This is a genomic window from Microbulbifer sp. S227A (assembly GCF_049800935.1).
In genome coordinates this window covers 79,294-98,240 of sequence record NZ_JBNAFZ010000004.1, presented here as the reverse complement: position 1 = coordinate 98,240, position 18,947 = coordinate 79,294, and the positions used below count along the sequence as shown (strand labels likewise).

Below are 18,947 nucleotides of genomic sequence, written 5' to 3'. Positions count from 1 at the left end.
GAAGGCAATCTACTATGATCGCAATCGACCATGACAGCCTGTCGACCGACGAGGCCCGAGAGGCCCGGCGCGAACGGCGCTTCAGCCGCATAACCTCAGCCGACAAATGGTTCCAGGTGCTTGGCCTGCCCTGGATGACGCCAATCCTGCGCGCCATCGCCGGGGACAATCCCCGCGCGCAAGTGTCGGAAATCTGGCAGCTGCTGGGCGTGCCCCTGGTGGCGATCATCGCCTTTCTCTCGCTCTGGGCGGCACTGGCCCCGACGGTGCAGACCTCGCTCGGCGCGATCCCCGGCCCGGCGCAGGTCTGGGAACAGGCGGTCAACCTGCACCACGATGCCCAGGCCAAGGCCGCGAAAGAGGCCAAGTTCAACGAACGGCTCGAGGCGCGCAACGCCAAGCTGATCGCCAGCGGGCAGGCCGACAAGGTCAAGAACATCGCCTATACCGGCGCGCCGAGCTATTACGACCAGATCTGGACCTCGATCAAGACCGTGTTCTTTGGCTTTCTGATCGCCTCTGCCGTGGCCATTCCAATCGGCGTCATGGCCGGGTTGTCGCCCACCGCAAATGCCGCGGTGAACCCGATCATCCAGATTTTCAAACCGGTGTCGCCGCTGGCCTGGCTGCCCATCGTCACCATGGTGGTCTCGGCGGTCTATGCCACCAATGACGGGCTGTTCTCCAAGTCGTTCCTCGTGTCGGCAATCACCGTGACCCTGTGCTCGCTCTGGCCGACCCTGATCAACACCTCGCTGGGCGTGGCCTCGATCGACAAGGATCTGGTGAACGTGTCCAAGGTGCTGAAAATGAACACCTGGACCAAGATCACCAAGCTGGTGCTGCCCTCGGCGCTGCCGCTGATCTTTACCGGTTTGCGCCTGTCGCTGGGGGTTGGCTGGATGGTGCTGATCGCCGCCGAGATGCTGGCGCAGAACCCGGGGCTTGGCAAATTTGTCTGGGATGAATTCCAGAACGGCTCGTCGCAATCGCTGGCCAAGATCATGGTGGCGGTCCTGACCATCGGCATCATCGGTTTCCTGCTGGACCGGCTGATGTATGCGATCCAGTCGATGTTTACCTTCTCGAACAACCGGTGAGCGCCATGGCTATCCTGCAATTCAAGAACGTTTCCAAGGGGTTCGGCAATGGTCCCGAACGCACCGAGGTTCTGAAGAACATATCGCTGGATGTCAAAGACGGCGAATTCCTTGCGATCCTCGGGTTTTCCGGCACCGGCAAATCGACCCTGATGAACCTCGTCGCCGGCCTGCAAACCCCCGACAAGGGCGAGGTGCTGTTCAAGGGCGCGCCCATCGATGGCCCCGGACCGGAACGCGGGCTGGTGTTTCAGAATTACAGCCTGATGCCGTGGCTGTCGGTGGGCGGCAATGTCGGGCTGGCGGTGGATGCGGTGTTTCCGAAATTGCCCAAGTCCGAACGCGCCGAAAAGATCGCCCATTATGTGAACATGGTCGGCCTGCCCCACGCGATCGACCGCAAACCGGCGGAACTGTCGGGCGGGATGCGTCAACGGGTGTCGGTGGCGCGGGCGCTGGCGATGGACCCCGAGATGCTACTGCTTGATGAGCCGCTCTCGGCGCTTGATGCCCTGACCCGCGCCAACTTGGCGGATGAGATCGAACGCATCTGGCAGGCCGACAAGAAGACCTGCATCCTGATCACCAACGATGTCGACGAGGCGATCCTGCTGGCCGACCGCATCGTGCCGCTGAACCCGGATGGCACGCTGGCCGAGCCGATCCCGGTGACCCTGGCCCGCCCACGCGATCGCGGCGACATGAACCATGATCCGGTGTTCAAGAAACTGCGCGCGCGGGTGACCGGATACCTGATGGATGTGGGCATCGAGGCCAATACCCGGGGCAACCGCCTGTTGCCCGATGTCACGCCGATCCACGGGGTGCCCGCCGCCGTGAAAGAGGCCCAGAGCGGGTTGATCGAAGAGCGTTTCCTAGATTTCAGCCAGCTGCACAAGATCTATCCGACCCCAAAGGGCCCGCTGACCGTGGTCGAGGATTTCAACCTCAAGGTCAACCGGGGCGAGTTCATCTCGCTGATCGGCCATTCCGGTTGTGGCAAGTCCACGGTGCTGACCATGGCGGCGGGTCTGAATTCGATCTCTAAGGGTGCGATCAAGCTGGATGGCCGTCACGTCGAAGGCGCCGATCCCGAACGCGCCGTGGTGTTCCAGTCGCCCTCGCTGTTCCCCTGGCTCACCGCGCGCGAGAACGTGTCGGTCGGGGTCGACAAGGTCTATCCCCGCGCCAGCCGCCAGGAGCGGCAGGACGTGGTCGAGTATTATCTCGAACGGGTCGGGCTGGCCGATGCGATGGACAAGCAGGCCGCCGACATGTCGGGCGGCATGCGCCAGCGCGTGGGCATTGCGCGCGCCTTTGCCCTGTCGCCCAAGCTGCTGTTGCTGGATGAACCCTTCGGGATGCTCGACAGCCTGACCCGCTGGGAGTTGCAGGACGTGTTGATGGAGGTCTGGTCGCGCACCAAGGTCACCGCGATCTGTGTCACCCATGACGTGGACGAGGCGATCCTGCTGGCGGATCGCGTGGTGATGATGACCAACGGGCCGCAAGCCACCATCGGCAAGATCACCGAGGTCGACCTGCCCCGCCCGCGCAGCCGCAAGGCGCTGCTCGAACATCCGGACTATTACAACTATCGCGAACAGGTCCTGAGCTTTCTCGAAGACTACGAACACGGCAAGGCGGGCGCGCCGAAAACCGAGCCCGCCGAACCGATTGCCGACAAGGATGCAGCCTGATGGAAACCGTTCTGGACGCGCCCCTGCGCACGTTTGTCGAAGTCGCCGAAGTCTGGGTTCCCGAGGGCGACAAGCTGGTGCTCGGGTCTGGCAGCTATGGCACGCTCGACGATTTCGCCGTGGCCTCGGGCAAGCAGAGCTTTGCCCGTGGCGAGGGCCTGCCCGGCAAGGCCTGGGCCGAAGAGCGCCCGGTTGTGCTCAAGCAGTTTGACGGCTCGTATTTCAAACGCACCGAGGCCGCCCGCGCCGCGGGGCTGACCGCCGCGGTTGCCATCCCGGTCTTTGACGGCAAGACCCTGCGCGCGGTGCTTGTCGTGCTGTGCGCCGATGATGACAGCCGCACCGGCGCGATCGAAGTCTGGTCGGAAGGCGACGGGGTTCTGACGCTGGACGATGGCTATTACGGGGCCGCCAGACATTTCGAATGGGTATCGCAACACACCCAGTTCCCGCGCGGCCAGGGGCTGCCCGGCGGGGTCTGGTCCGCCAGGACACCGATCCTGATGCGCGATCTCGGCTCGGGCTATCGGTTCATCCGCGCCGAAAGCGCGGGCAAGGCCGGGCTGACCACCGGTCTCGGGCTGCCGGTGCCGGTGCCCGGCGGCAAGGCCTATGTGCTGACTTTGCTCTCGGCGCTTGGCACCCCCATCGCCCGCCGTTTCGAAATCTGGGACGCGCGCAGCGCCAAGGTCGGCAAAGAGCCGGCGGCGGTGATGCTTGACGGCATCTGCGCCCGCGATGGGGCGCTCTGGAATGACGAAATCGCCCGGCGCGTCGAACCGTGGCAGGGGCTGATCGGCAAGGTTCTGGGCACTGGCCTGCCGGCGCTTGAAACCGGTCCCTCCCCGGCCACCGCCGGCTATGCGGGCGCGGTCGGCTTGCCGATCTATCGCGCCGGCGAACTCTCACACATCGTCGCTTGGTATTGCTGAGGATAGGAACATGGAAAAGCTTGTTGTCATAGGCGCCGGAATGGCCACCGGCCGGGCGCTGGAACATCTGTTTGAAACGGCGCCGGACGCCTATGAGGTCACGTTGTTCAACGGGGAGCCGCGCGGCAATTACAACCGGATCATGCTGTCGCCGGTGCTGTCGGGCGAGAAATCCTATGAGGAAATCGTCACCCATGACGCGGATTGGTATGCGCAGCACGGTGTCACCTGCCGCTTTGGCGAACAGGTCATCGGCATCGACCGCGACCGCAAGGTGGTGATCGGAGAGCATGGCGAGCTGCCCTATGACAAGCTGCTGATCGGCACCGGTTCCGCGCCGTTCATCATCCCGGTTCCGGGCAAGGACCTGCCCGGGGTGATCACCTATCGCGACCTTGACGACACCAACGCGATGATCGAGGCCTCGGGCAAGGGCGGACATGCGGTGGTGATCGGCGGCGGGCTGCTGGGGCTTGAGGCCGCGGCCGGTCTGCGCCTGCGCGGCATGGAGGTCACGGTGCTGCATCTCATGGGGCACCTGATGGAACGCCAGCTTGACGAGGCGGCGGGCTATCTTTTGCGCTCTGACCTTGAGCGGCGCGGCATCACCGTGAAAACCCAGGCCTCGACCAAGGCCATTCTCGGCGAGGACCGTGCCGAGGCGGTGCTGCTGGAAAGCGGCGAAACCCTGCCCGCCGACCTGGTGGTCATGGCGGTGGGCATCCGGCCGGAAACCCGGCTGGCCAATGACGCGCATCTGGATGTGGCGCGCGGCATCGAGGTCGACGCCCAGATGCGCACCTCGGATCCCGACATCTATGCGGTTGGCGAATGCGTGGAATTCGATGGCCAGCTGTTCGGCCTGGTGGCCCCGCTTTACGATCAGGCCAAGGTGGTCGCGGCATCCCTGCTCGGGCAGCCGGGCGCATTTGTCCCGCGGGAACTTTCGACCAAGCTCAAGGTCACCGGTTGCGATCTGTTCAGCGCCGGCGATTTCGCCGAGGGTCCGGGGCGCGAAGATATCGTGTTCCGCGATCCGGCGCGGGGCATCTACAAACGCCTCGTGCTGCAGGACGACCAGCTGATCGGCGCGGTGATGTATGGCGATACCGCCGACGGCAACTGGTTCTTTGGCCATATCAAGGACGGGGCCGATATCGCCGAGATGCGCGATACGCTGATCTTTGGTCCGGCCTACCAGGGAGGTGCCGCATCGGACCCTCTCTCAGCCGTTGCAGCCTTGCCGGATGATGCGGAAATCTGTGGCTGCAACGGCGTGTGCAAAGGCGATATCGTCACCGCGATATCGGGCGGCGCGGCCGAACTGGGCGCGGTGCGCGCCACGACCAAGGCCAGCGCCTCCTGCGGCACCTGCACCGGCCTTGTCGAACAACTGTTGCAGGTCACGCTGGGCGACGATTTCCAGATGCCCGCCGCACAGCCGGTATGTGGCTGTACCGACCTGTCGCACGAGGACGTTCGGCGACTGATCAAGTCGAAAGAGCTGAAATCGCAGGCCGCGGTGTGGCAGGAGCTTGGCTGGAACACCCCCAATGGCTGTCATGTCTGCCGCCCGGCGATCAATTTCTACCTGCTCGCCGACTGGCCGCTGGAGTATCAGGACGACCCGCAAAGCCGCTTTGTCAACGAACGCAAACACGCGAACATCCAGAAGGACGGCACCTTCAGCGTCGTGCCCCGCATGTGGGGCGGCATCACCAACCCGACGGAACTGCGCGCCATCGCCGATGCCGCCGAGAAATACGGTGTGCCCACCGTCAAGGTGACCGGCGGCCAGCGCATCGACCTGCTGGGCGTGCGCGGCGAAGACCTGCCGTCGATCTGGGCCGATCTCAACAATGCCGGGCTGGTATCGGGCCATGCCTATTCCAAGGGGCTGCGCACGGTCAAAACCTGTGTCGGCACCGATCATTGCCGCTTTGGCACCCAAGACAGCACCGGGCTTGGCATCAAGCTCGAAAAACTCCTCTGGGGTTCGTGGACACCGCACAAGGTCAAGCTCGCGGTTTCGGGCTGCCCGCGCAACTGCGCCGAGGCGACCTGCAAGGATGTCGGCATCATCTGTGTGGACAGCGGGTACCAGGTCAGCGTCGGCGGTGCCGCGGGCATGGATCTCAAGGAAACCGAACGGCTGGCCGATGCAGCGACCGAAGAAGAGGCCATCGAACTGACCGTCGCCTTTGTTCAGCTATACCGGGAGAACGCGAAATATCTCGACCGCGCCTATAAATGGGTGGCCAAGGTCGGGCTCGACTGGGTCAGGGAACGCGTCGTCGATGACCTGGCCGAGCGCAAGCGCCTGGTCGAGGCGTTCGAACTCTCGCAATCGATCTATCGCAAGGACCCCTGGGCCGAGCACGCCGCCGAACGCGCCGCAAGCTATGCCCCCCTCGCCAACCTGACATTGGAGGCCGCAGAATGAGCTGGATCGACATTGGACATATCGACGACATCCCCCTGCGCGGGGCACGTGTTCTGAAAACCCCCGTTGGCTGTGTCGCGGTGTTTCGCACCGCCGAGGCCGAGGTGTTCGCCGCCTCGGACCGGTGCCCGCACAAGGGCGGTCCGCTGAGCGATGGGATCGTGCATGGGCAGAACGTGACCTGCCCGCTGCACAACTGGGTGTTCGACCTGAACACCGGCACGGCGCAGGGCGCGGATGAGGGCCGCATCGAAACCTACCCGCTGCAATTGCAACAGGACGGCCGCATCCTGATCGACGGCGCCGCCATCGGTGCGCGGAGCGCCGCCTGATGAAGGACAGCCACGCACCCGCGATCCGCTCGACCTGCCCCTATTGCGGGGTCGGCTGTGGCGTATTGCTGCAACCGGATGGTCATGGCGGGCTTGATGTGCGGGGCGACCCCGAGCATCCCGCCAATCGTGGCCGGCTCTGCTCCAAGGGTTCGGCCCTGTGCGAAACCGTGGGGCTGGGGCAACGGTTGCTGGCGCCGCGCGTGGGCGGGGCGGACACCACCTGGGACGCGGCCCTTGACCTGGTCGCCACCCGGTTTTCCGACACCATTGCCCGACACGGCCCCGACAGCGTTGCCTTTTACGTCTCGGGCCAGCTCCTGAACGAAGATTACTATGTCGCCAACAAGCTGATGAAAGGGTTTATCGGCTCGGCCAATATCGACACCAATTCGCGGCTCTGCATGGCCTCGACCGTGGCCGGGCACAAACGCGCCTTTGGCACCGACACCGTGCCCGGCACCTATGACGACCTGGACGAGGCCGACCTGATCGTGCTGGTCGGTTCCAACCTCGCCTGGTGTCACCCGGTGCTGCATCAACGCGTCCTCGCCGCCCGCGAGGCGCGCGGCACCCGGCTGATCGTGATCGATCCGCGCCGCACGGCGAGTTGCGACGGGGCTGATCTGCATCTGCCGCTGGCACCGGGCAGCGACGTCGCCCTGTTCAACCATCTTTTCACGCAGATTTACGAGGGCGGCGCGCTGGACAAGGGCTTTCTTGCCCATACCGAGGGGTTCGACGCCACCCTGCGCGAAGCCTATGGCACCCGCGCCGCGATCACCGGTCTGACCGAGCAGGATATTGCCCGGTTCTGCAAGATGTGGATGAGCACCGAAAAGGTCGTCACCATCTTCAGCCAGGGCGTCAACCAATCCGCCAGCGGCACCGACAAGGTCAACGCGATCCTGAATTGCCACCTGGCCACCGGGCGCATCGGCAAACCCGGCTGCGGGCCGTTTTCGGTCACCGGACAACCCAACGCCATGGGCGGGCGCGAGGTCGGCGGGCTGGCCAACATGCTGGCCTGTCACATGGAGTTGGGCAACCCGGATCACCGCTCGGCGGTGCGCACCTTCTGGGAATCTCCGGCCGTGCCCGCCAATCCCGGTCTCAAGGCGGTGGACATGTTCCGCGCGGTGGCGGACGGCCGGATCAAGGCACTCTGGGTGATGCACACCAACCCTGCCGTTTCGATGCCCGACAGCGACCGGGTGCGGCAGGCGCTGGCCGATTGCCCGTTTACCGTGGTCAGCGACATCACCGCCGCCACCGATACGGCCCGGCTCGCCGACGTGTTGCTGCCCGCCGCCGCATGGGCGGAAAAGGATGGCACCGTCACCAATTCCGACCGCACCATCAGCCGCCAGCGCAGCGCCCTGCGCGCGCCCGGCCTTGCCCGGCCCGACTGGGCCCAGCTGGCCGAGGTGGGCCGGCGCATGGGATGGTCGCGGCAATTCGACTATCAGACCCCGGCCGAGATTTTCCGCGAACACGCGGCGCTGTCAGGGGTTGCCGCGCGGTTCGAGCTCGATTTCGACATATCGGCCTGCGCGGACATGAATGATGACGATTATGACGCGATGGGACCGACCCGTTGGCCGATCACCGCATCGCGCACCGGGGGACGCTTCTTTGCCGATGGCAAATTCCATCATGGCGATGGCAAGGCGCGGCTGGTTCCGGTGACGCACAGGCCGCCGGTTGCCCGCACCGGGCGGCGCTATCCGTTCCGCCTGAACACCGGGCGCATCCGCGACCAATGGCACACGATGACACGCAGCGGCCTGTCGGCCCGGCTGTCGTCGCACATGGCGGAACCGTTCCTTGACATGCACCCGTCCGACGCCGCCCGGCTCGACCTGTCGCCCGCCGATCTTGTGACCGTGACCAGCCCGGTCGGCAGCGTGATCCTGCGGCTGCGGATCACCCGCGACATGCAGCCGGGACAGGTCTTTGCCCCGATCCACTGGACCGGGGAAACCGCACCGTCCGCACGGATCGACGCGTTGCTGCCCGGCGTCACCGACCCGGTCTCGGGGCAGCCGGAAACCAAGGCCGGCGTCGTCAATGTCAGCCGTTTCAACGCGGCATGGTATGGCTTTGCGGTGGCGCGCCAGCCGATCCGCGCGCGCGCCGAGTATTGGGCGCTGGCGACCACCCAGGCCGGGTATCGTGCCGAACTGGCCGGGGCCGCGCCCGCGACCGACTGGGAAGCCCATGCGCGCGAGATGTTCGGTCTGACCGACAGCAATGCAAGTTCGATCATCGACGCCACACGCGGCACCGCGCGGATCGCCTTTGAGGACCAGGGACAATTGCTCGCCGCGCTGTTCGTGTCACCCGCGCCGGTGGCGGTGATGCGCGACTATCTCGCCGGGCTGCCGGGCCAGGCCGCTGGCAACGTGCTTGTCGGGCGCACCCCGGCGGATGTTCCCGATCCCGGCCCGATGCTTTGTGCCTGTTTCGGCGTCGGGGTGAACACCATCGTCGATGCGATCGAAACCGGCGGGTTGCTCTCGGTTGAGGCCGTGGGTCAGGCCTTGCAGGCGGGCACCAATTGCGGATCCTGCCGCCCCGAGATCGCCGAACTGCTCGCTGGCATGACACACAGGGAGGCCGCCGAATAACCGGCTGCAATCACCGCGTCACCTTGGCACCCTGCGGGATGGTGGGTGGCGCGGCGTTCAGTTGTTCGATGGAAAACCCCGCCGCCTGCTTGTACCCGGCAACAAAAGCCGCCCGTTCCGCAGGCGCGATCACCCGGTCGATATCATCGAACACGCCACCGCAGCGTTCGTGAACGAGGTTGAGCAACCCGAACGGCCCGGCCCCGCGATTGCGCAGCACCAGCTCTGAGACCGGCGCACAGAGCGCCCTGTCATAGGCCGCGAGCGCCGCCGGTGTGACCCCGTGATCGATCATCGATTTCCCCAGCACACGGGCGTCGACAATGGCCTGGCTCGCGCCGTTCGACCCGGTGGGATACATCGCATGTGCCGCATCCCCCATCAACGCCACCGCCCCGTCAACCCAGGTCGGGACTGGATCGCGGTCGATCATCGGGTTCTCATACGCGATATCCGACGCGCGCAGCATCGCCGGCACGTCCAGCCAATCATAGCGGAATCCGTCGAATTCATGCGCAAAGCTCTCGATCCCGACCGGGCGGAACCAGCCGCTCTTTTCCCAGCCATGCCCCGGATCCACGGTTTGTTCAGCGATCCAGTTGACAGTGCAGACGCCGTCCGGATCGGGATGTGAAATCGGATAGATCACCATGCGGTGCCGATATGTGCCCAGCCCGACAAAGGACGAACCGGTTCGGATCGGGCGCATCCGGGTCGTGCCCCGCCACATGAGAATGCCGCCCCAGCGGATCGGCGGTTGATCCGGATAAATCTGTGCACGAATGGTCGAGTGAATACCATCCGCACCGATCAGCAGGGTACCGTCGTGACGCGACACCGCCCCCCGCGCATTCTTACAGGTCACCGAGACACCGCCATCCGGGCGATGCTCATAGGCTGTCACGCGGCTGCCCAGGCGCAGGGCGTCCGCCCCCAGCCGGTCCACCGCCGTCTGAAACAGCAACATGTGAAACAGGCCCCGATGCATGGCGTATTGCGGCCAGGCATACCCGGCCTCAAGCCCGCGCGGCTCGACATGGATTTCCTTGCCGTTCAACCCGACAAGCGCCCATTCGCGGGCCGGGATCCCCACCCGGTCAAGCGCGTCGGTGCCGATGCCAAGCTCGATCAGTTCGCGCACCGCGTTGGGTTGCAAATTGATCCCCACCCCCAGCGGGCGCATGTCGCGCGCGGCTTCGAACACCGTGGCCCTGACCCCGATCTGGTGCAGCGTCAGCGCGAGCGACAGCCCGCCGATCCCGCCACCGGCAATCAGGACATGTGGTTCCGGCATGACCCCCTCCCCCTGTACGTCCAGATGAACCTAGCCCGCGTCATAGGTCACACGGCCCCCGCAAATCGTGACCTGAACCGCCAGCGAACCCAGCTCGTCCGGCGCGACCCGTTCGATGTCATCGGACAGGATCACCAGATCGGCAAACAATCCGGTCGCCAGGCGGCCTTTCCGGTCCTCGCTGAATTCGGCATAGGCCGCGGTCGCGGTATAGCTTGCCAGCGCGTCCTGCAGATCCTGCCGCTGGTCCGTCCAGTTGCCGCCAAGAGGTTTCGGCGCGACCGCCGCGCCGATGGAAGGCAGCACCTCGACCGGTACCACGGGCCAGTCGCTGGAAAAGATCATCGGCACCCCGGTTTCGCGGATGGTCTGACAGGCATAGGCCAGCGGTTTCTGATCCTCATGCAGGATCTGCCCCTCGTCCGAGGGCGCGAACAACCCGCCCCAGGGCGCGTGCAGCGGCTGCATCGAAGCCACCACCCCAAGCGCGCGCAGGCGGGGCAGATCGTCGGGATGCAACACCTCGATATGTTCGATCCGGTGCCGGCTGTCGCGCGCCCCGTTCGCCGCGCGGGCCGCAGCGTAACCATCCAGCGTGCCCCGCACCGCGGCATCCCCAATGGCATGAACGCTGATTTGCAGGCCCATCGCATCCGCCCGCACACAGATTTCATTGAATTGCTCCGGTGCAAACAACGGCGCGCCGGTGCTGTCGGGCCAGTTCGGATAGGGCCGCAGCATGGCGGCGGTGCCGGATTCCACCACGCCGTCATGAAACAGCTTGAGCCGCCCGGACCAGAGCCAGTCGCTGTCAAAGCGGCGGCGCATCTCCGCCGCTTCGGCGAGCCGGTCGATGGGGTCGAAATTCTTCAGGTGAAACGGGATCTGCCCCCGGCAGATCAAATCGCCCTCGGCCTCGATCTCGGACAGCAGTTCGAGCTGATAGAGGTTGCCGTCCATGTTGTGAAAACTTGTCACCCCGGTCTTTGCCAGATGCCGCAACCCGTCGCGCAGAACCGCCTTGTCCGCCGCGCGCTGCTGTGGGTTCGCCGGTGGCACCGGATCATTGCCGGTTGTCATCCCCAGAAGATCACGCCCGCCCGACGCGGTTCTGGCCAGCACATGTTCATAGGCGCCGGGTTCGAGCAATTCCCCGGTGGCCAGCCCGTCGGACCCCATCACGATCTCGCTGCCGTCCGAGACCGGCCCGCCATGCAGGATCCCGGCAAGCTCCAGCGCCCGCGTATTGGCCCAGACCGTATGATGGTCCGCCGCCATCACCGCAAACGGACGGTCGGGCATCACCCGGTCCAGCCCGTGACGGTCGATCTTGCGCCCCGCCCCCAGCAGGTCGTAATGCGCGCCAATGGCATAGAGCAGCGGCACATCCGGCTGTTCGGCCGAATAGGCCCGGACCCGGGCGGTGACGGTTTCGATGTCATGGCTGCGTGAAAGGTCGAGCAGGCCCAGCTCCAGACCGCCGGGGAACAGGTGGATATGACTTTCGATAAAGCCCGGAAGAACCGTGCATTGGCCCGCATCGATGATCCGCGTCTCTGGCCCGCGCAACGCGCGCATATCCGCGTTGCTGCCCACCGCCAGAATGCGCCCGTCCCCAAGGGCGACCGCCTCGGCCCGGCCCATGCGCGCGTCAATGGTGATCAGCCTGCCATTCTCGATGATGATCTCTGCAACCGTCATGACCCTGTTCCACCTTTCCTTGACGCGTCAGCCAAGCCGCGCAACCAGTTGCTGTTGCGTGTCCCACCAGGGCGCGGCGGCTTCGATCTGCGCCGCCAGCGACATCAAGGCTTCGTCCTCGCCAAAGGGCATCGCCAGGTGCACCCCCACCGGCAACTCCGCCGCGTTCCAATGCAGCGGCAGCGACACGGCAGGTTGCCCGCTGGCGTTGAACACCGCGGTAAAGGGCGAATATTCGAACACGCCACCCGGCCCGGTGCGGTAATCCATGAAATCCTCGTTCTCGGGCTTGTGCTGCCCGACCCGCGCCGGAGGAGCCGCCAGCGTGGGGGTGACCAGAACATCGCATTGGGTCAGCAAATGCGCCATGCGGCGGCCAAAGGCATGTATCTCGCCAATGGCCTGCAGGTAATCCGCGCCCGAGACCTGTTCGGCACAGGCAAGCGCGCCACGCGTCACCCCATCCAGAAGGTCGCGGTCAAGAGGCGTGCCGCCCAGCACCGAACGCACCGAAAGCGCCGTGCCGCAGGCGACGATCCGCGTCCAGGCGACCATCATCTCCTCGACCCCCAGATCGGCGGGCAGTTTCACCGGTTCCACAGCATGGCCCAGGCTCTCCAGCAAGAGGCCGGTCTTTTCGACCGCCTCGGCGCAATCCGCATGTACCGGCGTCCCGCTGAGCGTCATCGGGCACAGGGCCACGCGCAATTTGCGCGGCGGTGTGGCGAGCGCCTGTACGAAGGTGCCCCGCATCGGTGGCGGGAAATAGGGCGCGCCCAGATCCGGGCCATTCACCGCATCCAGCAGCGCCGCCGTATCGCGCAGGCTGCGGGTCAGAAAGCCGTCAATCGCCATGCCGCCCCAGCCCTCGCCGGCCCCCGGCCCTTCGGGCAGGCGCGCGCGCGTGGGTTTAAACCCGACCAGCCCGCAGGACGAGGCCGGGATCCGCACCGACCCGCCGCCATCGCTGCCATGGGCGGCGGGCACGATCCCCGCCGCGACCGCGGCCCCGGCCCCGCCGGACGAGCCGCCCGATGTGTAATCGGTGTTCCACGGATTGCGCGTCGGCCCGCCATAGACCTGTGCCTCGGTCACCGGGCCGATGCCAAGCTCGGGCGATGTGGTACGCCCGAAACTGACAAGCCCGGCGGCGCGCAGGCGCAGGTAAAGCTCGCTGTCATAGCGATGCACGCTGTCGCGCATCAGGGCGGACCCGTTGTTGGTGGGAAACGCGATGGCTTCGGCCCCGAGATCCTTCAGCAGGAACGGCACGCCGGTGAACGGCCCCCCGGGCAGCCCGGCGCGGATCGCCTCCCGTGCGACCCCTTCGCGCAGCATCACCACCGCGTTCAGCGCGGGGTTTATCGCGGCGACACGTTCGAGCGCGCAATCCAACAGGGCGTCTGGCGACACCTCGCCGCTTGCCACCAGCGCCGCCAGCCCGGTGGCGTCGTTCTCAAGGTAGATGTCCTGCATGATGTCCCTGCTGTCGTCGGTTCTGCGCCACGTTACACGCGCCATCGCAAAACACCAGAGGCCCGTCCGGGATCACCCCCGCACGACAAACCCGCGCCAGAGCGATCTGACGCGGGGTATTGTCGTATCGGTCCGCAGGAGCGGTGTTGTTGGTGCGTACCGCTGCTTGGCGGCGCCATATGCCATCAGGAATGTGGTGGCGGCGCCCGAAACGGCCCTGTGTCGATCAGAACAGGTCCGGCTCGTAGTCGCGGCTGTCATCCTCGGCTGGAGAGTACATGTTGATCTCCATGCCGCAGTTCACTTCCGTGAGTTTCGGTGTCTTCCAGGCCATTCGGTATCCTCCCAATAATTCTCCGTCGCCACAGCTTAGCCCTCGTACCGCATCACACAAATGATCCTTTGGTCGTAGTGCCGCACGGTGCCCGACCCGGCCTGTCGGTGGCTCAGTTCGAGATCATCCGCTTGATCCAGCCCTTCTTGGCGGGTTCCGCCCCGGTCTCTTCCGCCGTTTCGGCATCGCCGTCGGCGGGGCCCTGAACGACCTCCTGGAATCGGGTAAAGAACTGGGCCGCCATCTTCTTGGCGAATCCGTCGATGATGCGGCTGCCCAATTGGGCCAGCTTGCCGCCGACCTTGGCATCCACCTCGTAGCTCAGCAATGTGCCCTCGCCACTATCGGCCAGAGTCACCCTGGCGCCCCCCTTGGCAAAGCCCGCGGCACCGCCCTTGCCTTCACCGGTCAGGGTCAGGCTCTCGCCCTCGACCACGTCGGAAATCGTCACCCCGCCCTTGAACGTCGCCTTGACCGGGCCGACCTTCTGCACGACCGTCGCCTCCAGGCCCTCCTCTGCCGAGCCGCTCATCTCCTGGCAGCCGGGCACACAATCCTTCAGCACGTCGGGGCTGAGCAGCGCCTCCCAGACCACGGACCGCGGTGCGGCGATTTCAATGGAATCATTCATCTGCATGGCTTGGGTCCTTCGACTTGTCAGGTTCACATTATGGGCGGGCGAGCAAAACGGCAATGCGACCATGGGGTATGCGCACGCCTGCCGCCGGACCGGGATGGCGGCGGTCTTAACCGGCCCGTGCCGGGCGCGGTATTCGACCTTGGTTATAGACGGCTGGAGCGTGCCCTTGGCCCAGACACGGCGCCTACGACCTTTCGACAGGTGCGCCGCCTGCACCTCTTTGCTAGCTTTCGGGGACGCAAGGCGATAGATTTCCCATGAACATGATGACCAAACCAACCCCGCCCGCCAGCTTTCAGTCCGCCCTCGTGGTGGATGATCACCCGCTATTCTGCGACGCGCTCTCAATGACCTTGCAGACCGTGGCCGGGATCGGACGGATCGACAGCGCCGCCACCTTGCAGGAAGCAATGACATGGCTGCAGGACCATGATGCGCCCGACGTGATCGTGCTTGACCTGAACCTGCCCGATGTCAACGGAATCGAAGGCGTGATCCGCATGCACAAGGCGAGCGATACGCCGATTGTCGTGGTGTCGTCGATGGCGGACAATCGCGTGATCAGTTCGGTGATCCACGCAGGGGCCGCCGGTTTTGTTCCCAAGCACAGCCAACGCGCGGTGTTTCACGCGGCGTTCCGGACACTGGCGCAGGGGCAGGTCTTTGTGCCGCCGGGCTATGACCTGCTGGAAACGGACGAGACCGGACCGCGCAACGACGCGATCAAGCGCCTTGCCAGCCTGACCAATCAGCAGGCCCGCATCCTGAAACTGATCTGCGAAGGCAAGCTGAACAAGCAGATTGCCTACGACCTGTCGATCGCGGAAACCACGGTCAAGGCGCATGTCACCGCGATCATGCGCAAGCTGGGTGTGCAGAGCCGGACGCAGGCCGTGCTGATTGCCAAGGAAACCAGTTTCGGCAGCGTCTTGTCAGACCGTATCTGAACTGGATAGCATCGGCCAGCCAAACAGGGAGGATCGGCCATGCAGCGGACCAACGGTCTGTCCGGTGCGCTGTCGCGCATGTCGGGTATCGTGCGCTCGGCCTATGTCCGCCACGATGCCCCCGACGCCATTGGCGACCTGGCGCGGGCGCTGGACCCGTCCGAACTCTCTGCGGTCGTGCTGTTCGTCACGCCCCGGGCGGATGTCCCTGACACGATCCGGCGTGCCAAGGCAGTGTTTTCCCCGGCCCGCGTGATCGGATGCACCACCGCGGGCGAGATTTCCAGCCAGGGCTATGCCGAGGGCGAAATCCTGGCCATCGGGCTGCCGCGCAGCCATTTCATCACCCGGACATTGCTGGTCGACGATCTTGGAACCTACGAGGCGCAATCGGTGATCGACCGGATGATCCGCAACCGCAACGAGATGATCCGCGACGAGCCCGACTGGAGCTATGAGTTCACCTTCCTGATGATCGACGGGATGTCGATGCAGGAAGACACCTTTGTCTCGGACCTGTCCATCGGTCTGGGGCCGGTCCCGCTGTTTGGCGGTTCGGCCGGTGACGGCCAGGATTTCGGCGCAACCTTTGTGCTGGACGATGGGGTGGCCCATACCAACGCGGCAGCGATGCTCCAGGTTCGCACGCGCTGTCCGATCAAGGTATTCAAGACCGATCACCTGGTGCCCACCGATCAACGGATGGTGGTCACGAATGCCGATCCCGACCGGCGCATCGTCTATGAAATCAACGCCGAACCCGCCGCCCGCGAATATGCCCGGCTGCTGGGCAAGGACCCGGAACAGCTCACGACCTTTACCTTTGCCGCGCATCCGGTGGTGGTGCGTATCGACGGGCAGCACCATGTGCGGGCGATCCAGCAGCTGAACACCGATGGCAACCTGAATTTCTTTTCCGCGATCGACACCGGCCTCGTGCTGACACTGGCCGAACCCGAGAACATGGCCACCCACCTGGAGCGCGAGATCGGCGAGCTGTCCGCGAAACGCGAGCCGGACGCGATTCTGGCCTGTGACTGCATGTTGCGCCGCCTCGAAGCGCAGGAGAAGCAGATGACCGGGGCGCTGTCGGAGATCCTGTCACGCAACCGGGTGGTCGGGTTTTCCACCTATGGCGAACAGTTCAATTCGATGCATGTGAACCAGACTCTGACCGGGGTCGCGATCTATCCTCCTGACGAGACCGGGACCGATGGCTGACTCGCTGATCAACCCCAAGGATTCGATCGAACGGCAGAACGAAAAGCTCAAGATCATCGCCAGCGCGCTGATGCAGCGGGTCGAGCAGAGCGTCGATGCCGCCGGTGCCGCCTATGCCCAGTTCCAGCGGGCCGCGCTGCTTGAGGAAGAGGTCCGCGCGCGCACCCGCGACCTGGAACGCGCGCTTGACCTGCTCAATGAATCCAACGCCCGCCTTGCGGTCGCCAACAGCGAAACCGAGGCGGCGCGCTCGAACCTCGCCAACGCCATCGAGACGGTTCAGGAAGGGTTTGCCCTGTTCAACGCCGGGGATGAGCTGGTGATGTGCAACAGCCGCTTTGGCATGCACATGCCCGACATCCGCAACCTGTTGCGCCCGGGGCTGGGGTTCACCGAATATGTCCGCATCGTCAGCCAGAGCCGCAATCTCGCCCTGCCCGACCGCGAAACCCCTGACACCTGGGCGGCGCAGCGGCTGGTACGGCACAAGGATGCCAGCGTCATCTTCAACGTCCGCATGTCCCAGGACCGCTGGGTCCAGGTCAGCGAACACCGTACCCCCGACGGCGGCACCGTGATCCTGCAAACCGACGTCACCGACATCATGCGGCTGGAACGGCAAGAGCGCGACCGGATCCTGGACGACCAGGCCCTGCTGATCCGCGCAACGCTGGAGCATCTGCGCCAGGGGGTGTGCATCTTTGACCAGCTCGGCCGCCTTGTCGGGTGGAACCGACGGGTCGGCGAATTGCTGTCCATCCCGATCGGGCGCTTTACCATCGGCAGCAGCTTTCACACGATCTATGACCAGTTCCGCGCCGAGATCACGCTGGCCGACGATCTCGAATACGGTGCAATCGATGACTGGGTGCGGGGCAGCCGCCGCGACGAGTCGCTGTCATTCGAAATCGAGCACCGCGCCGGCCGCACCCTTGCCGTGCATATGCAGGAAATGCCCGATCGCGGCTTTGTCATCAGCTTTACCGACATGACCCCCGAGCGCACCGCCATCCGCGCCATTTCCGAAGCCAACGAGATGCTGGAACTGCGGGTCATGGAGCGCACGCTCGACCTTGAGGACGCCCTGTCCGAAGCCGAGCGCGCCAATGCCTCGAAATCCCGCTTTGTCGCCGCCGCCAGCCATGACCTGCTGCAACCGCTTTCGGCGGCCAAGCTTTATGTCGGCTCGCTGGATGGCGACGCGCTGGACCCGCAATCGCGCCAAAGCGCGGCCAAGGCCGCAAGCGCCCTGCAAAGCGTGGAGAACATCCTGTCGGCGTTGCTCGATATTTCCAAGCTCGACTCGGGGCAGGCAAACCTGCACCTGTCGACCATATCGCTCGACCGGATGCTGGCACAGCTGCGCGACGAACTGGGCCCGACCGCCACCGCCAAGGGGCTGGACCTGCGCATCCTGCGCACCGGCGCCGAGGTGCAGAGCGACGCGACCTATCTGCGCCGCATCCTTCAGAACCTGGTCAGCAACGCCATTCGCTATACCGACCGGGGGCGGATACTGGTGGGGGCGCGGCGGATGCGCAACGCCGTGCGCGTCGAGGTCTGGGACACCGGACCCGGCATCGCCGAAGAGCAACAGGACCTGGTCTTTGGCGAGTTCCAGCGGCTGAACGCCACCGCGAGCGCCGCCGACGGCATGGGGCTTGGCCTTGCCATTGTCGATCGCGCCTGTGCCCTGCTGAGCCACCCTCTGCACCTGCGTTCCCAGGTTGGGCGCGGCACGGTGTTCTCGGTCGAGCTGCCGCTTGCGCCGCGGGACCGGCCGCAGCCGGCGCTGGATGTCACCGCGCCAGAGCCCCGGCAGGACAGGTTGCAACATCGCATCGTGCTGTTGATCGAGAATGACGGGGAATTGCGCAACGCGCTGACCCTGACGATGGAAAACTGGGGGCTTGACGTGCTGCCCTGTCCCAACACCGCCGAGGCACAGGCCCTGTTGAGCGATATTGACATGGCCCCCGACGTGATCGTCGCCGACTATCAGCTGGATGACGACCATTCGGGCCTGGATGCCATTGCCGGGATCACCGGCATGTTCGGCCCGATCCCCGCCTGCATCATCTCGGCCAATCGCAGCGTCGAGCTCGAGCTGCGCTGCCGCGAGCGCGGGCTGCCCCTGTTGCACAAACCCATCGACACCGACCGGTTGCAGCGCTTTCTGTCCGGCACCGCGCCCTGA

Annotated in this window: 14 protein-coding genes; 9 read left to right on the top strand and 5 right to left on the bottom strand. The window is 65.1% G+C overall.

Annotation, left to right across the window (positions count from 1 at the left end; translation table 11 throughout):
- The first annotated feature begins 89 nt into the window (after positions 1-89).
- The 6 genes from ACP15R_RS10990 to ACP15R_RS10965 are packed head-to-tail and all read left to right on the top strand — an operon-like array spanning position 90 to position 9,137.
- Complete coding sequence (locus ACP15R_RS10990) at positions 90-1,100, top strand: ABC transporter permease (RefSeq protein WP_424986873.1); 1,011 nt, start codon at positions 90-92, stop codon at positions 1,098-1,100.
- 5 nt (positions 1,101-1,105) lie between these two features.
- Positions 1,106-2,800, top strand: a complete 1,695-nt coding sequence (locus tag ACP15R_RS10985) for an ABC transporter ATP-binding protein (RefSeq protein ID WP_424986451.1) — start codon at positions 1,106-1,108, stop codon at positions 2,798-2,800.
- Entirely contained in the window at positions 2,800-3,732 is a 933-nt protein-coding gene (locus ACP15R_RS10980) for a GAF domain-containing protein (RefSeq protein ID WP_424986450.1), read from the top strand. Before ACP15R_RS10985 ends, ACP15R_RS10980 begins: the two co-directional genes overlap by 1 nt.
- A 10-nt stretch (positions 3,733-3,742) precedes the next feature.
- Positions 3,743-6,175: a nitrite reductase large subunit NirB gene (gene nirB, locus ACP15R_RS10975; RefSeq protein ID WP_424986449.1), complete on the top strand. Its 2,433-nt coding sequence runs from the start codon at positions 3,743-3,745 to the stop codon at positions 6,173-6,175.
- Complete coding sequence (nirD, locus tag ACP15R_RS10970) at positions 6,172-6,507, top strand: nitrite reductase small subunit NirD (protein ID WP_424986448.1); 336 nt, start codon at positions 6,172-6,174, stop codon at positions 6,505-6,507. The genes nirB and nirD overlap by 4 nt, the downstream gene beginning before the upstream one ends.
- Positions 6,507-9,137, top strand: a complete 2,631-nt coding sequence (locus ACP15R_RS10965; RefSeq protein ID WP_424986447.1) for a molybdopterin-dependent oxidoreductase — start codon at positions 6,507-6,509, stop codon at positions 9,135-9,137. The genes nirD and ACP15R_RS10965 overlap by 1 nt, the downstream gene beginning before the upstream one ends.
- Before the next feature lie 10 nt (positions 9,138-9,147).
- Here the strand turns inward: ACP15R_RS10965 and ACP15R_RS10960 are convergent, their stop codons facing one another.
- The 5 genes from ACP15R_RS10960 to ACP15R_RS10940 form a co-directional block, all read right to left on the bottom strand.
- Positions 9,148-10,431: a flavin-dependent oxidoreductase gene (locus ACP15R_RS10960; RefSeq protein WP_424986446.1), complete on the bottom strand. Its 1,284-nt coding sequence runs from the start codon at positions 10,429-10,431 to the stop codon at positions 9,148-9,150.
- Positions 10,432-10,461: 30 nt separating this feature from the next.
- Complete coding sequence (locus ACP15R_RS10955) at positions 10,462-12,132, bottom strand: amidohydrolase (protein WP_424986445.1); 1,671 nt, start codon at positions 12,130-12,132, stop codon at positions 10,462-10,464.
- Between the two features lie 27 nt (positions 12,133-12,159).
- On the bottom strand, positions 12,160-13,608 hold the full coding sequence (locus tag ACP15R_RS10950) for an amidase (protein WP_424986444.1): 1,449 nt from the start codon (positions 13,606-13,608) through the stop codon (positions 12,160-12,162).
- A 226-nt stretch (positions 13,609-13,834) separates the two neighbouring features.
- Positions 13,835-13,942, bottom strand: a complete 108-nt coding sequence (gene pqqA, locus ACP15R_RS10945) for a pyrroloquinoline quinone precursor peptide PqqA (RefSeq protein WP_424986443.1) — start codon at positions 13,940-13,942, stop codon at positions 13,835-13,837.
- Between the two features lie 112 nt (positions 13,943-14,054).
- Complete coding sequence (locus ACP15R_RS10940; RefSeq protein WP_424986442.1) at positions 14,055-14,579, bottom strand: CoxG family protein; 525 nt, start codon at positions 14,577-14,579, stop codon at positions 14,055-14,057.
- Positions 14,580-14,839: 260 nt separating this feature from the next.
- Here ACP15R_RS10940 and ACP15R_RS10935 point away from each other — a divergent pair, with 260 nt between their 5' ends.
- Genes ACP15R_RS10935 through ACP15R_RS10925 form a run of 3 tightly spaced genes read left to right on the top strand, consistent with a single transcriptional unit; the run spans position 14,840 to position 18,947 of the window.
- Positions 14,840-15,529 (top strand): response regulator, encoded by a 690-nt coding sequence (locus ACP15R_RS10935; protein ID WP_424986441.1) that lies wholly within the window; start codon positions 14,840-14,842, stop codon positions 15,527-15,529.
- A 39-nt stretch (positions 15,530-15,568) separates the two neighbouring features.
- Positions 15,569-16,750 (top strand): FIST N-terminal domain-containing protein, encoded by a 1,182-nt coding sequence (locus ACP15R_RS10930; protein ID WP_424986440.1) that lies wholly within the window; start codon positions 15,569-15,571, stop codon positions 16,748-16,750.
- Entirely contained in the window at positions 16,743-18,947 is a 2,205-nt protein-coding gene (locus tag ACP15R_RS10925) for a PAS-domain containing protein (protein ID WP_424986439.1), read from the top strand. Before ACP15R_RS10930 ends, ACP15R_RS10925 begins: the two co-directional genes overlap by 8 nt.

What these genes read in the sequence shown, in the direction of transcription:
- nirD (WP_424986448.1), top strand. Translation starts at nt 6,172, where the DNA reads ATGAGCTGGATCGACATTGGACATATCGACGACATCCCCCTGCGCGGG.
- ACP15R_RS10955 (WP_424986445.1), bottom strand. Translation starts at nt 12,132, where the DNA reads ATGACGGTTGCAGAGATCATCATCGAGAATGGCAGGCTGATCACCATT.
- ACP15R_RS10960 (WP_424986446.1), bottom strand. Translation starts at nt 10,431, where the DNA reads ATGCCGGAACCACATGTCCTGATTGCCGGTGGCGGGATCGGCGGGCTG.
- ACP15R_RS10930 (WP_424986440.1), top strand. Translation starts at nt 15,569, where the DNA reads ATGCAGCGGACCAACGGTCTGTCCGGTGCGCTGTCGCGCATGTCGGGT.
- ACP15R_RS10935 (WP_424986441.1), top strand. Translation starts at nt 14,840, where the DNA reads ATGAACATGATGACCAAACCAACCCCGCCCGCCAGCTTTCAGTCCGCC.
- pqqA (WP_424986443.1), bottom strand. Translation starts at nt 13,942, where the DNA reads ATGGCCTGGAAGACACCGAAACTCACGGAAGTGAACTGCGGCATGGAG.
- ACP15R_RS10940 (WP_424986442.1), bottom strand. Translation starts at nt 14,579, where the DNA reads ATGCAGATGAATGATTCCATTGAAATCGCCGCACCGCGGTCCGTGGTC.
- ACP15R_RS10965 (WP_424986447.1), top strand. Translation starts at nt 6,507, where the DNA reads ATGAAGGACAGCCACGCACCCGCGATCCGCTCGACCTGCCCCTATTGC.
- ACP15R_RS10980 (WP_424986450.1), top strand. Translation starts at nt 2,800, where the DNA reads ATGGAAACCGTTCTGGACGCGCCCCTGCGCACGTTTGTCGAAGTCGCC.
- ACP15R_RS10950 (WP_424986444.1), bottom strand. Translation starts at nt 13,608, where the DNA reads ATGCAGGACATCTACCTTGAGAACGACGCCACCGGGCTGGCGGCGCTG.
- ACP15R_RS10985 (WP_424986451.1), top strand. Translation starts at nt 1,106, where the DNA reads ATGGCTATCCTGCAATTCAAGAACGTTTCCAAGGGGTTCGGCAATGGT.
- ACP15R_RS10925 (WP_424986439.1), top strand. Translation starts at nt 16,743, where the DNA reads ATGGCTGACTCGCTGATCAACCCCAAGGATTCGATCGAACGGCAGAAC.
- nirB (WP_424986449.1), top strand. Translation starts at nt 3,743, where the DNA reads ATGGAAAAGCTTGTTGTCATAGGCGCCGGAATGGCCACCGGCCGGGCG.